This is a genomic window from Sandaracinus amylolyticus, assembly GCF_021631985.1.
Taxonomy (GTDB): domain Bacteria; phylum Myxococcota_A; class Polyangia; order Polyangiales; family Sandaracinaceae; genus Sandaracinus; species Sandaracinus amylolyticus_A.
This window is the reverse complement of sequence record NZ_CP070225.1, coordinates 7,272,948-7,287,330: the sequence shown is the minus strand read 5'-3', so window position 1 is coordinate 7,287,330 and position 14,383 is coordinate 7,272,948. Positions and strand designations below refer to the sequence as shown.

The following is a 14,383-nucleotide window of genomic DNA, read 5'->3' as shown; positions in this document are numbered from 1 at the left end:
GATGATTTCGACGCGCGTCGGCGGGTGCGTGCGAGCATGCGACCGCATCACGTCACGGCCGTGCCGGAGGCTTCGTCATCGCCGACGCTGGTCGTGACCCTCACCGTCGATGACCTGCGCCGCGTGATCGCTGACGAGGTTCGCCGAGTGATCGAGGAACGGTCCGCGAACGAGCCGCGCGTGGACGTCGATTGGATCGACGGCGACGAGGCGGCGCGCATGCTCGGCGTCTCGCGCGACTACCTGCGGCGCGTGCAGGGCCTGCCGCGCTACGGGTCCTCTCGCGCGCGACGGTATCGTCGCTCCGAGGTCGACGCGTACCTCCGAGACCGTGCGGGCGCGCCGTTCAGCCGAGGGTGAGATGGGACGACCGAGGACGAAGCCGCTTCCGCGCGGCATCTACGAGCGGAAGCTCGCGCGCGGGCGCGTCGCGTACTGGATCGACTTCCGCGACGCGAACGGCGAGCGCGTGCAGGAGCACGGTGGCGCGACGATCGCCGAGGCCGCCCGGCTCCTCGATCAGCGCCGCGACGAGGTCGCACGCGGCACCTTCACGCGGGCGACGGGCTCGAGCGAGCAGACGATCACGGCATACGCCGAGCGGTGGATTGCGCTGCGTCGGCGCGAGGGCGTGCGGACCGCCGAGCGCGAGCAGGCGATGCTCCGCGATCACGTCCTGCCGACGCTCGGCGGCGTGCGTCTCGCCGAATTGCGCCCGCGCGACATCGCCGAGCTCGTGCGGCACCTCGTCGCGTCGAGCGGCCTCTCGCCGAAGTCGATCCGCAACGTGCATTCGGTGCTCTCGGCGATGCTCTCGCGCGCCCGGTTCGACGAGCTCATCGCCGACAACCCGGCCAAGGGGCTCCCGAAGGGCATCCTCCCGAAGAACGTGCGTCGCCGCGAGGTCGCGCCGTGGACGCGCGACGAGATCGAGCGGCTCATCACGCCGTGCGACGACGTGTCCGAAGACTTCACGGTCGCGTACACGATCGCGAGCTACACGGGCGCGCGCGTCGGCGAGATCGCCGGTCTCCGGTGGCGAGACCTCGACACCGCCGCTCGCCCACTCTGGCGATGGGCGCTGCGAACGCAGTACGACGGGCTCCCGCTCAAGACCGCGCGGAACACGTCGGAGTCGCCGCGCGACGTGCCGATCCACCCCGAGCTGCAGCGCTTGCTCGCCGCGTGGAAGATCGAAGGCTGGCCGCGCCTGATGCTGCGCGCGCCGCGGCCGGATGACTTCGTGCTCCCGCGCCCGCCGCACCGCGAGGGCCGGCGCCCGCACTTCCGCGACCTGCCGCACCACACCTCGAGCTCGCTCGGCGCGCGCGTGGTGCACCGTCACGCGAAGAAGCTCGGGATCGATCCTGCGAAGCGCGACTTCCACTCGTTCCGGCGGAGCATGATCACCCTCGCGCGAACCGACGGCGCGCGGCACGACGTGCTCGAGCGCGTCACCCACAACGCCGCGGGCGAGCAGATCGACGGCTACACGTACTTCGGGTGGGAGCCGCTCTGCGAGGCGGTCGCGTGCATGCGGATCGCTCCGCGCACGGGGCGCGTCATCGAACTCCGTCGCCCCCGAGCAGCCGGCGATTCAGGTGACGCGCTGGGTGACGCGTCGTTCGCCGGTGCTCGGAATGCCCACGAAACGGGCTTGTCCGGTATGGAGTCGAGGGGGATCGAACCCCTGACCTCCTCGATGCCATCGAGGCGCTCTCCCAGCTGAGCTACGACCCCAGGAAGGAGGCGCGATGTAGCAGGGTCGTTCCGCGGGGTCAAACGCTCGCGCGGGTTTGTTGACCCATTCCGGGCGACGCGACGAGAGTCGGGCCGTGCGGATGCGCGCTCTCGGCCTCGCGATCGTCGCGCTCTTCGTGCTCGCGTGCTCGCGACCGATCGAGGCCGAGCTGCTCCACGTGGGCAGCGTGTCGCCCGATCGTGTGCAGCCGGGGCATCGGCTCGTGCTGCGCGGCAGCGGGTTCCCCGCGGGACGCGATGCGCGCGTGACGTTCCGCGGCGTGCTGCATCGACCGGGACATCCGGCGCGCGCGGTCGACCTCGCGCTCGACGGCGAGGCGATCTCGAGCGATCGCGTCGAGCTGCCGATGCCCGCGTCGTCGCTGCGGCGCCTCGGAGGGCGCGGCACGTTCCGCGGTGCGATCCGCGTCGCGTTCGGTGCGGGCGCGCTCGATCGCGGGACCGTGATCGGCACGCTCGAGGACGCGGTGATCGATCTCGTTCCGCGCGAGGTCGGCGACGACGCGGATGCGAGCGTGCTCGCGCGCCTCGGGCTCGAGCTCGCACCGCGCGAGGACGATGCGATCGGGCTCGTCGTCGCGCGGGTGGCGCGAGGGAGCCGCGCCGACGACGCCGGTCTCGCCGAGGGTGATCGCTTGCTCTCGATCGACGGCCTGAACCTGCTCGCGCCGGAAGAGCTCGTGCCGGCGCCCGGTCTCGGCGCGATGGATCTGCGGGTCGCGCGCGAGGGCGAGGCCGCGCCGTTCCCGGTGCGTGTGTCGCTCGAAGGATGGGAAGAGCGCGTGCCGCGCGAGGCGATCCGGTGGTCGCAGCTCGCCGCGCTGATCGCGCTCTTCGCGATGGTGCTGCTCGGTCCCGGCGCGACGTGGATCGATCGTCTCGCACCGACGTCGCGGCGCATGCCGTGGGTGAGCGTCGCAATCGCGACCGGCATCGCGCTCGGTCTGCGCGCGGCGTTCGATGCGCTGCCTTCGCTCGGGCTCGATGCGGCGCTGCTCGCGATCGTCGCCGGGCGCGGCGCGTCGCTGGTGCTCGGCGCGTCGGGGCCGCGTGAGCGGATCGTCGCCGCGATGCGCGCGATGTGCGGCGCGATCGCGATCGTCGTCGCGCTCGGCGTCGCGACGCTCGCGATCGGCACCACCGATCCTGCCGCGATCGAAGCGGCGCAGGGCCCGTGGCCGTGGGACTGGCTCGCGCTCCGGAGCCCGACGGGCCCGCTCGCGATCGTGCTCGTCGCGCTGGCGGCGGCGTGTGGTCCGGTGCTCGAGGGAGATCGCGATCGCCGTCGTGTGCTCGACGACGTGTTCCTCGCCGCGCTCGCGGCGTGCGCGATGATCGCGCTCGCGGGTGGCGAAGCTGCGCATAGCGCGATCGGCGACGTGCGCCCGGGACTGGCATGGATCGGGAGCGTCGGATACGCGGCGACTGCCACGCTCGCAGCATCGATGTTGCGCAGAGCGCGAGATCGCGGAGCGCGCCTGTCGTGGATCGGTCTCGCGATTGCCACGCTCGTGATCGCGGCAATTGCGATCATCGGCGCGCTGGGATGGATGGAGATGGAAGTCCCGCGCGAGATCGAGCGCGCGATCGCAGAAGTGCTCGTGGTGGGAGCGGTGGTGATCGCGCTGAGGCTCGCGACCGCGCGCCCGGCGGAGCCGGCGAGGCCGGCGAACGCGCTGTTGTGAGCAATTCTAGAGCGAATCTCGCGCTCGAACAGTTTCGCGGAAAACTTCCACGTCCGATCACGAACGACGGAAGTGCTCCCGTTGACTGGGAGGTTTGTTCCAGGCTAACTGGCGAACGTGCGCATACGTCGTCTCCCAAGGGTTGCCCGACCAAGTCCAGGCCTACCATCCGGCCAGCGCGTTGAGCTTGTTTGTGCGCTTGTGGCCGTAGCAGTCTCGACAGCACTCGTCGGATTGTCGTGGCCAGGCGCAGCGCGGGCGTATCGGACCTACGAGCACGACTCGACCGTCGCGTACCCAGCACGCTGGGCGCGGCGCGAGATTGCGTGGGAGCTGTCGACCGCGGAGCTCGACGGTCGCCTCGATGCCTACACGCTGCAGCGGGCGGCCGTCTCTGCATTCGCGACGTGGGAATCGGCGGAGTGCATGCCGATCGACGCCGAGCTCGGCGGGGTCGCCGAGATGCCTGCCAGAGCTGGCGACGGTCGCAACACGATAGGTGTCGTCTCGTCCGGTTGGGTCGAACGCGGGTTTCCCGCGGGCCGCGGCGCCACGACCGATGTTCGCCTGAGTCGATCATCCGACGGTGTGGCGACCATCGTCGAAGCCGACATCTATCTGAACCTCGCGGACTACGAGTTCGCATTCGGCTCTGCGAGCGCCGAGGTCCTGGACGTCCAGGCCGTGCTCACCCACGAGATCGGCCACCTGCTCGGGCTGCTGCACCCATGCGAGCACGGCGGGACCTCGGGAGCCCCCGACTGCGCTGGCTCCGAAGCCTACGCGGAGAGCGCGGTCTACCCGACCTACGAAGGCGAGAGCGCGCGCACGCTCGGGGCCGACGACGTCGCCGGGCTCTGCGCGCTCTACGCGTCGAGCGCAGCATGCAGCCCTGCGTGCGCTCCGGACCACGAGTGCGTCGATGGCCGGTGCGTGCTCGCGAGCTGCGCCGACGGCGGCTGTTCGAGCGCCTGTGACGGCGGTGTCTGCGCGGTCGATCGCTGTGACGTGGGCACTCCGTGCGAGACGGGGACCTGCGCGATCGGCGGTGCAGCACGAGGCGGATGCGTGGAGCCCGGGAGCACCGGCGCGCCATGCGCCGTCGGCGAAGAGTGCGAGTCGGGGCGATGCGTTTCGTCGGAATCGCAGGCCGGCTACTGCACCGTCGATTGCGCGACCGACGACAACTGTGCGCCCAGCGAGCGCTGCGCTCTCGTCGCAGGGCGTCGTGTGTGCGCGCCCCGCGCGCCGGCCCAGACGTGTGCAGTCGGCGCTCCGAGAGCGCGAGCAGGTTGGGTGATCCCAATGCTCGCGATGCTCGCTCTGGTGTTGGTCGTTCGAGCTCGCGCGCTCCGCGCGACCCGCACGAATCGCGACGATCACGACCTCCGACCCAACCGCCGCTCGGTACGACGGGACCTCGATAGGAGCCATCGATGAGAACGCTGAGAGGAAGCCTAGGCAAGGCGCTCGTATTGATTGCCGTCGTCGTCGGCTGTACGTCAGAGGACTCGTTGAGCCTCGACGTTGCGGACGATGGCTCGGTGTTCGACGACATCAACTCACGTCTTCCGATCACAGTTCGCCAGGGGCCGGGCGGGTATCGCGGGGTCAACCAACCAGCTGCGGTCCGTTGCCACGTCGACTTCGGCTGCACCGCGGAAGATCTCGCAGAATCGATCCGGTACGGGTGCGTGACGAACGTCGGAGCGGGGCGCCGCGCGGGAACCTGTGGTGACGCAGTCGCGTCGGTCGAAGACTTCGTGTGTGCAGCGAACACGATGCTCGCGATCGTCGAGTACCCAGGTACGCGTGCAGTTGCGATCGCCGGAGCGTCCAACGCGAGCCCCGGCGTGCTCCTCATTCCGCCGCAGGACGCCGAGTCGAACGCACAGATCGCGACCTACGCGCTCGAGTACGCGTACACGGCGAGCCGTCTCGCGAGTCAGGCCTTCGAGGCCTCGGTCTGTCCGACGACCGAGCTCGTGAAGAACGCCGACGACGACGATTCGAGCACGCTCGGACCGCTGAACGACGTGACCCTCGGCGAGGAGCTCGCGCATTTCCTCCGCGAGTCCTTCGAGATCGGCCGCGACGCCGCGGCGTACATGGGCGAGCAGGGCGCAGCGGTGTCGGATGCGGCGTACTCGCGACGCGCCGATCGCGCAGATGCGGCGCAAGCACTGCTTGCGCCGTACGCGTCGCGGAGCTCCGCGGCGCACGCTCTGGTCGGCGGCGAGCAAGGCCTGCCGGCGATCACGGGCGTCGCGACCGAGGGCTTCTTCACTCGTCCTCCGCTGTCGGGCGAAGGCATGCGCGCGCTCGAGCTCCTGCGCGCCGCTGCGCTCGATCCGCGGCTCGTCGCCGACACGAGCTCGAACACGCGACTCGACTACCTCGTGACTGGCGGTGGCACCGTCACGGCCGAGAACTCGCTGCGGTACCGGCTCGGGTACATGCAGGATCGTGCGGCACTCCGGACCGCGACCGCCGATGGCTTCTACGAGCAGCTCGGCGTTGCTCGCGATGCGTTCAGCGAGGCGCGCGAGTACATGCGCGAGGAAATCCGTGCCTTCGACCGGTCTCCGGCGGCGATTCTCCCGGTCGAGCCGCTGCCCGAGCCCGGGCAGACGACGGCCACTCGCAGCATCGTGTTGTACGCGGCGACCCGCAATGCTCCCCAGCAGCTACTGCCTTCGTATTGGGCGGCTGTGCTCCGTCACGACACGACGCCTTCGCCACAGCCGTTCGGCGGCACATATACCTGGGAGAGCCCGCCGCCTTGGGAGTGGCGCGCGACGACCGGCAACAATCGCTGGGTCGGTCAGAACCAGGTGGTCTCAGGCGACTCCTGGGGCGCCGAGATGGGGATTTCCTCCGGGGCGATGCCGCGGGTGATCGGCCATCCCACGCTCGCGTCGCTCTACGATCAGGTCTATCGGCGAGTCCCCGAGATCATGGCGGCGATCTGTCCGTCGTCGTGCACCGGGACACTGGCCGCGGCCAACAACGTTCTCGCGGACACGCTCGCCGACTTTCACTATGCCCCGGCGTCTGGCAACGCTCCTCCGCGATACGACGCTGCGTCGTATCTCGGCCGCGCTCGAGCGTGTGTGTACAACAGGGCATCTGGCGTCCAGGACCTGATCATCGACGTCGGTGCTGCGGTCAATCCCGCGGAGCTCTCGGTCGTCGTGGGTCGCGACGGCCTCGAGTGCGCCGTTCGCGGGACGCTCGAAGGGACGCCGTGTACGCCGGCGATGCTCACCGAGCGCACCCGCGCTCCGACGGGAACCGGTTGGACGAACTCCTCGTGGGGCGCGACCTCCGAATTCTATCGAGCGGGGTTCCTCGACGTCGACGATACGATCGCCACTCGCCCGAGCCCGAGCACGATGACGCTGTTCGTGGTGCGTCGACGCGCGAACCTCACGGGAGACCCGCTGCCCGGCCAATTCGAAGAGCTGACAGGCTGGGTCCTGCGCCGTCCGACCTACGCGCCCTCTCCGTTGTTCCCGTACTGTCAGAACGCAGTCATCGCGCCGGAGCTCGATCGTCGCGCGGCAGCGCTCATCCAGCCGAGCCCGACCGATCCCACGCGTTCCGCGGAGTCCTGCGCGGGCATTCCCTCCGACTTCCGCCTTCCGCTCGAGAACGAGCTCACCGACGACGGAAACGGTATCGAATCGAGCTGGCGTCACTACCTCGAGCTCGCGCGTCGCTCCGCCGACGAGGCCGACGTGCTCGGCGAGGAGCTCCTGCGGTCCGGGCTCGAAATGGACCTGCGCGCCGAGGCCGCAGCAGACGAGCTGTCGAGACTCTGTGGCGTCACGATCAATCTGACTTCGGTGAGCGACCGGATCGCGCCGGTCGCCCACACGCTCAACACGACGAACTGTGTGTCTCCGTACGTGCGCGACGGCACGCAATGCGTCCTCGACCCCGTGCTGTTCGCCGCGGCGAATGCAGTCTCCGACGAGGATCTGCGACGCGTCGCATCGTGCATCGGCGCGGACATCGTCCCGTGGGCGACGCTCGGCGATCAGTCGCTCTGCATCTGGGACCAGGACGCGAGCAGTCCACGAATCTGCGAGAACGCTACGCCGGACATGCCCTGTCCCTTTGCCGCGACCAGCACGGGCGCATGCAGCGGGCCCACCCCGGGCGTGACCGCGACCGCGGTGACGGAGCGCGTCGGTCTCTTCCAGATGCCCTCGGATCCCGAGCCGGCTCCTCCCGATCCGCTCGACCTTCCGTGTGCCGCGCTCACGGCCGTGCGCGCCGGAACCGCCACACCCGCGCAGCGAACGGAGCTGTACTCGAGCGCCCTGCTCACGTACGACGGGTTCTCGTCGATCGCTCGACAGCTGACGTGGGAGGCGCAGCCCGGCGACTACAGTGCGGTGCGTTTCGCGGGATCGCGCGTCTTCCACACCGGCTCCGTCACGGGCCCGCCGACGTCGACCACACCTGGAACGTGGCCCATGGGTCCGCGCCCGACGGGCGCCGTGTGCGCGAGCACCTCGACCCCGTACCCGACGGGACTGACCGACAGTCGTACGCTCTTCTGCTTCGAGAACGCGCACACGACGAGCTCGGGCTCGGCGGGCACCGCCCGACGTTATCGCGCGCAGGTCAATGATCTGCTGGCACGTGCGGTTCTCGCCGCGCGCACGTACGCGGGTTTGGGACCGGGGCAGTCGGTGTTCCCGTACTATCCGGCGACTGGCGCCCATACGTTCCGAGCGAACGCGGACACGATTTCGTGGGATCACCTGGGGAGCTCGAGCCCGTCGGTGTTCTGCTCGGGCGCCGGCGAGTACCGCATCGACCACTTCACGGCTGGCGGCGTCATCGGTGGTGACTCCGCCGGCGAGTACTCGGTCCAGATCGCCGATCTCGGCTCCGAGGTCTGCAGCATCCAGCCGACGGGCACCAGCTCGTGCAATGCGACCGAGATTCCGGCAGGCGCCGAGTGGGCGCGGTGCAGTTACGAGAGCTCTTCTCCGACCTGCAGCATCTTCGACGACGCGCAGGACTGCGACGACCCGACGCCGCCGGCGCTGGGCAATGCGACGTGGGACCGCAATGCGCCGCTCCTTCTCCGAATGGCCGACGACGGACTGGGCCGGACGGACTCGGCGATGATCGCGGACCGACTCTGGCGCGACTACCTTCCAGACGTCGTTCGTCGCTTCTCGTCGCAGACCGCGGCCGAGCGGGCTGCATACATGAACGCGCTCGAGCTGCGCGACGGCACGACCGTGCAGGTCGGGCAGCTCACGAACTACTTCCGCTCGTGGGACGACGAGGGGCTGGGCCGCTGCCGGCGCGAAGAGTACGAGGACTGCATCGGTGATCGACCGGCGCGCCGTCTGCTCGAGGATGGAAATCTCGCGTTCATCGCGCCCGACGGGCTGACGCAGGTGGACTTCCTGAACGGGCTCGAGCTCGCCTGTTACGCGGCGCGCCAGCAGATTCCGGTCGATCCGCTCCAGGGCCCGAACTGCGTCGACCCCGGGCCCGTCAACAACATCTCGGACTCGTATCGTCTCGCCGCGTACTTCGAGTGCCGCGCGAACGCGGTCTCGACTGCGGGCGCGAACACCATCGTCCGCAATCTCCCGCGACGCGTGATCGAGGCGCTGCGCCAGGACGGCCCGGGCCTGTATGGCACCGGCAGCGGCGAGTTCGATGCGCAGGTGTCCGAGATCCGATCTGCGCTCGTCGAGCTGAGCAATACGCGGTACGCGATCGCCGCGGATCTCCGGGCATTCGCCTCGCGGCTCCGCGGACTCCGCGCCGCGGTCGCGACGAGCGAGCGTGCGCGGCAGATCGAACAGCTCCTCTCGTTCGGGCGATCGCTCGATCGCATGACGAGCTGCCTCGTCGCGACGACCCAGTCGGCGCAGATGGACCCGGTGGGTGCCGCCGGCGCCGCGGCGGGTGCCACTGCGACCTGTCAGAACTCCATCGCCCAGATCATCCTCGACGAACAAGTCCAGCGCCTGCGCGAGCAGGACATCGAGGATCGGATCGTCCAGGAGTTCTCGCAGTTCAACATCGAGGCGACGCAGTATCAGCGTAGTTTCTCGGAGCGTGCTGTCGCGATCCGCACGTCGTTCGAGCGGATCGACGCCGCTCTCTCTCGACTGCATGGTGCGCAGGCTCAGGCGCGCCGCGCGCTCGCGCGGGCGCTGCTCCTCGACAGCAACGGCTCGGACGAGCACTCGGCCGTGAACACGGTCATGCGCGCCCGGCAGAGCACGCTGCTCGCGCGATATCGCCGCGCACATCAGCGAGCCGTGCGCGCTGCGTACATCGCCCGTCTCGCGCTCGAGCAGCGCTTGGGAATGCAGCTCTCCGAGATGGAGGACGACATCTTCTCCGACGAGCCTCCGCGTGAATGGGTCGACACGATCTGCACGCTCCCGTCGATCGACTACGACACGATTCGCGCGGGTGGCGGGGCCGACGGAGACGCCGGCGTCCCGACCAGCACGAACAGTGATGCGCCCGACGACTACTCCGGCGCTTACGTCGGGGACTATGTCCGGCGCCTGGAGCAGGTGTTCGAGTCGTACAGCTTCGTGCACCCGTTCCGTGAAGGCACCGACACTGCGGTCGTCTCGCTACGCGACGACATCTTCCGAGTGCGTGCGCCGTGCGACGTCGAGACTCCGAATCTGCTCTACAACGGCAGTCGTCTGGACGTGCTCGAGAGTGGAGAGCGCCCGGGCTGGCGCATCGAAGGTTGTCCGGCCGGCGCTCCGGGGTCCGGCATCGTCCAGCGGGCCTGCGTGACGGTGCAGGAGATCCCGACGGACACGACGACTTTGCTGCCCACCGGTGGATTCGCGACAGCGGATTTCGGACGTGCAGTTCCGTATCGTGTCTCGATCGGCGAGACTGCAGACGCGACGACCGCGACGTCTGCTCTGACGCAGCGGATCATGTTGCCGGCCGGACGACATCGGTTGTCCTGGTACGCCCGCACCGGGCCGACCGGCGGAATCCCCGCCGACTACGCATTCGAAGCCATCACGGCTGCGGGGGCTTCGCTGGGGCCGGCGTCCGCGTCGCAGGTGTTCCGCGAGGACGTTCCGAACGTCACCCCGGCCGCACAGTGGCGTCGCTACTGGTACTTCATCGATCTTCGTGTCGATACCGAGGTTGTCATCCGACTCGAGCACGGCGGTCCGGCGCCGATCACGCTTCGTGACGTCGACGTCGCCGGCGTCATGCTCGAAGACGTGACGCGGCAGGTCGTCGGCAATCCCAGCTCCGGCGGCATCGGCCAGAACGCGCCTCCGTCGCCGTTCTTCGACACCGGGGACAGTGGGTACCGAACGGTCCGCGCGTGTCGTGACGATCGCGGAATCCACTTCCGGCGCGAGGCCTGGGAGCGCACCTGCGCACGGACGTGCGCCGACGGAACCGATGGCCGCTGCCCCCCGGAGTCCGAAGAGATCCGGTGCTATTGGCAGACCAGCTTCGATGCCTCCGCGGACCGGCTGCAGCGCATGCTGCGTGAGGGCGACGCGGGATTCGCAGCAGGAAACTACAACTATCGAATCGACGCGATCGCAGTGAACCTCGTGGGCACGGGTCTGCGTGATTGCGAGGGCCGAGGAACTGCGGGTTGTTTCGGCTCTGGAAACCTGTCGTTCTCGATGCTGCACGTCGGGCCCTATCCGGTGCGGAACGCGCTCGGCGCAACGTATGACGCGCCGCTCTTCCCCGGACGGCTCGAATCCGCGCGCGCCCTCGCGGCGGAGCGGTACATCACGAATCCGATCTCGAGCACCGACCTCGCGCTGATCCAGCCGTACACGCGAGTCGAGCTGCAGGGCCGTCCCCTCGCCGGAACGCTGGTACTGCGGATCTGGGAAGATCCGTCGTTCCGATTCGAGCGGCTCGAGGACGTTCAGCTCGTGCTCACGTATCGGTACTGGCAACACCAGCGCTGAGCGACGACGAGAGTTGGCGCGCTCGGAGTCGGGCGCGCCCTCCATCTCTCGCATCGCGAATCGGCGCTCTGCACCGCTCCGTGCGCGTGTGTTTTCGACCTCGGTGTGCTTCGAAGGAGACGAGGATGTCCAGGGGCTGCGCTCGCCGCGATCGCTCGTTGCTACCCGCGCTCGTCACAGCTGCGCTGCTTGGTTGCGAGAGCGTTCCTCACGTGTCGCCGGACGACGCGTCGACCGCGCGTCCTGATGGCGGCGCGCTGAGTGTATTCGTCCCGCCATCGGTGAGCTCCGATCCTGACGCGGTCAGGGTGCTCCCCGCGTCGCTCGCGGACGCCGGTGTGGATGCCGCGCGCGTGTCGCCGCCGGAATGCCCCGTCGCCGGCGATCCCGCGTTCTGCGAAGACTGTTATCGCTGGGAGGATGGCGGGCCCGACTCCCTCGGTCGCAACGTCGACGGCGAAGCGTTCGGTCAGCTGAGCTCGGGCGATCTCAACGAAGACGGGTACCCCGATTTCGCAGTCGGCGTGCCCCTCGCGCGGGAGCACGAGGAGCACGGCGGGCTCGGTGAGATCTTCGTGTATCTCGGGAGCGCGCACGGATTCATGCCCTTGCGCCGGGTCTGGACCGAGACGCCGATTCAAGGCCTCGGGCTCATGACGTCCGTCGCCGACGTCGATGGTGACGAGCACGATGACATCGTCGCGACCTATGCGTCGGACGGCGGCGGGATCGCCGTGTTCTTCGGCTCGGGGACCGGCGAGCTCTCGGAGCCGATGCTGGTCGCGGCGAGTGACATCAGCGACCCCGATGGGTCTCCGCTCGACGTGTCGATCGACGCGAGCGCGCTCGTCACGGCTGACTTCGATCGCGACGGATCAGCGGAGATCGTTCTGGGCGCTCCAGCCTGGCACGGCACCGGCGCGGTGTTGGTATTGCGTGGCGGCGGTACCTCGGTCGAATGGCTCACCCATGCCGACGTCGGTGGTACGGGGAGCTTCGAGCGATTCGGGACCAGTCTCGCCGCGTTCACCTCGGACGGGCTCGACCGACCGCTGCTGCTCGTCGGCGCGCCCGAGAGCGCGATGGTCCATGCGTTCTACGACGGATCCGGGGAGCTGAGCCCGCTCGGGACGCTCTCCTCGCTCGTGGGTGCGCAGCAGTTCGGTCGGTCGATGATCGCGGGACGTGGCCTCATCGCAGTCGGAACGAGCAGCGGTGTCGTAGAGCTGTTCGGAGGATCGAGCTCGGGCTACCTCGAGTACGGCGAGCTCGCCACGATTCGTCCTCTCGCGATCGCCGACACGAACGGGGACGACTTCGTCGAGCTGTTCGGCGTCGAAGATCGAGAGCTCTCTTCGACGACAGGAAAGCTCTTCGCGTGGTTCGGAGTCGAGGCGGATCTGACGACTCACGCGGCACGGCTCTCTCCGGACGCGGCACCGCCGCGGGTCCCCAACGATGCGCTGGGCTTCCAAACGGCCGTGGGTGACTGGGACGGCGACGGGCTCGACGACGTCGCGTTCGGCGCCCCTGCCATCTTCGGCGCCAGTCCCGGTCAGGTGTTCGGATACCACGGCGCCGCTGAGCCGCGGGCCGAGGAAGACAATACGTTCGATTTCGACGATTCGTACTTTCGACTCGATCAAGAGACTCCTGCATGTGATCGGTGCCGCGCGCTGTCATTGCCCGATGGCGCCGCGTGCGTGACGGGGCTCTGCGTCGACCTCGCGTGCACGCCGCTGACGGGGTGCGGAGACGGATGGCCCGAGGTCGGGCCCGATCCGGCGCGAGAGGGTTGCGACGACCGGAATCTCGAGAGCGGAGACTCGTGCTCCAGCACGTGCCAACCCACACCGTTCGTCGTTGCGGCGCGCGATGGAGAGATCGACGAGCCGACCGGAGATCGCGCGGTCGCGCTCGACGAGCGCGGCGCGGCGCTGGTCGTCTGGACCGCGCAGGTCGGGACTGCGACGGAGCTCCGGGCGCGACGCTACACGCGATACGGCAGCGAGTCGGCAGCGAGCGAGGACGAATCGCCGATCGTGATCGCGCGGATTCCGGGCCCCGGTTGGGATCTCCAGCCGGCGGTCGCGGGCCGCGGGGGCGAGTGGGTCGTCGTGTGGAGACAGCCGGTGGGCGCCGAGGTCTCTGCGATCGTCATGCGGACTGTCGCGCTCGATGGAGCGCTCGGCGTTGCAGTCCGAGTCTCGGGTGAGGACGAGGTCGCGAGCGGTTCGCCCTCGGTGGCAGCTCCGATCGACGGAAGCCGGGTCGTCGCGTGGACCGATGCGACGAATCCCGCGACGCCGCGCGTTCGCTATCGCTGGTCGAGCGCCGACGGGACGACGATGGATTCGATCGTGACGGTCGGTCCGGGGTCGGATCCGGCTGTCGCGGCGAGCGACTCTGGAATTGCGCTCGTCGCGTGGGCGGAGCCGGCGGCCCTCGGGGCTCGAAGCCGTCTCGTCGGACTGCGAGCTTCGAGAACGGGGCCGCGCGACGCAGCGCCGTTCGAGATCGCCGGCGACGGCGCGTCGCCCTCCGTGGCATGCGAGCACGACTTCATCGTGTCGTGGGTGGGTCGCGCGCTCGACCCCGAGGGCGACATCTACGTGCGACGGATCGGCCTGTGGCTCGATCCCGCGCTCTCGGCGGCGACTCGTGTCACCCAGCGCGACGAGCGTGGTCGCGCACACGCAGAGCTCCGACCTTCCGTTGCAGCGCGCGGCAACGGCTGGATCGTCGCATGGGACGAGCCCACTGAACGCCGCGCGCGCCTCGCGAGCGACGTCGCGCTCCCCCCCGAGTACGCCACGCTCGACGCTGCGCTGTCCGATGGACTGCAACGCTCCATTTCGCTCGCGGGAGGCGAGCGCGGCACATGGGTGATCTGGAGCGACGCACGTACGGATCTCACCCCGTCCTCGCCGCGCTCGACGCGCGGCTTCCTCCTGCGACCGAACTGAG

The 14,383-nt window shown here is 69.2% G+C and carries 5 protein-coding genes, 1 tRNA gene and 1 pseudogene; 6 read left to right on the top strand and 1 reads right to left on the bottom strand.

What is annotated here, in order from left to right; all coding sequences use genetic code 11:
- The first annotated feature begins 147 nt into the window (after positions 1 to 147).
- Positions 148 to 360, top strand: a complete 213-nt coding sequence (locus tag I5071_RS30830) for a helix-turn-helix domain-containing protein (RefSeq protein WP_236516833.1) — start codon at positions 148 to 150, stop codon at positions 358 to 360.
- A gap of 1 nt (position 361) precedes the next feature.
- Positions 362 to 1,351: pseudogene (locus tag I5071_RS47065) on the top strand (tyrosine-type recombinase/integrase); the annotation flags it as partial.
- Positions 1,352 to 1,667: 316 nt separating this feature from the next.
- On the opposite strand, the gene I5071_RS30820 reads toward I5071_RS47065, so the two are convergent.
- Positions 1,668 to 1,740 (bottom strand) — tRNA-Ala (locus I5071_RS30820).
- Positions 1,741 to 1,841: 101 nt separating this feature from the next.
- Here I5071_RS30820 and I5071_RS30815 point away from each other — a divergent pair.
- From I5071_RS30815 to I5071_RS30800, 4 genes are all read left to right on the top strand, one after another.
- Entirely contained in the window at positions 1,842 to 3,446 is a 1,605-nt protein-coding gene (locus I5071_RS30815; protein ID WP_236607698.1) for a PDZ domain-containing protein, read from the top strand.
- Between the two features lie 201 nt (positions 3,447 to 3,647).
- Positions 3,648 to 4,886 carry a hypothetical protein gene (locus tag I5071_RS30810; protein ID WP_236516831.1) on the top strand — a complete coding sequence of 413 codons (1,239 nt, stop codon included), beginning with the start codon at positions 3,648 to 3,650 and terminating at the stop codon, positions 4,884 to 4,886.
- Positions 4,883 to 11,416 (top strand): hypothetical protein, encoded by a 6,534-nt coding sequence (locus tag I5071_RS30805; RefSeq protein WP_236516830.1) that lies wholly within the window; start codon positions 4,883 to 4,885, stop codon positions 11,414 to 11,416. The genes I5071_RS30810 and I5071_RS30805 overlap by 4 nt, the downstream gene beginning before the upstream one ends.
- A 212-nt stretch (positions 11,417 to 11,628) precedes the next feature.
- Positions 11,629 to 14,382 (top strand): FG-GAP-like repeat-containing protein, encoded by a 2,754-nt coding sequence (locus tag I5071_RS30800; protein ID WP_236516829.1) that lies wholly within the window; start codon positions 11,629 to 11,631, stop codon positions 14,380 to 14,382.
- Position 14,383 lies beyond the last annotated feature (1 nt).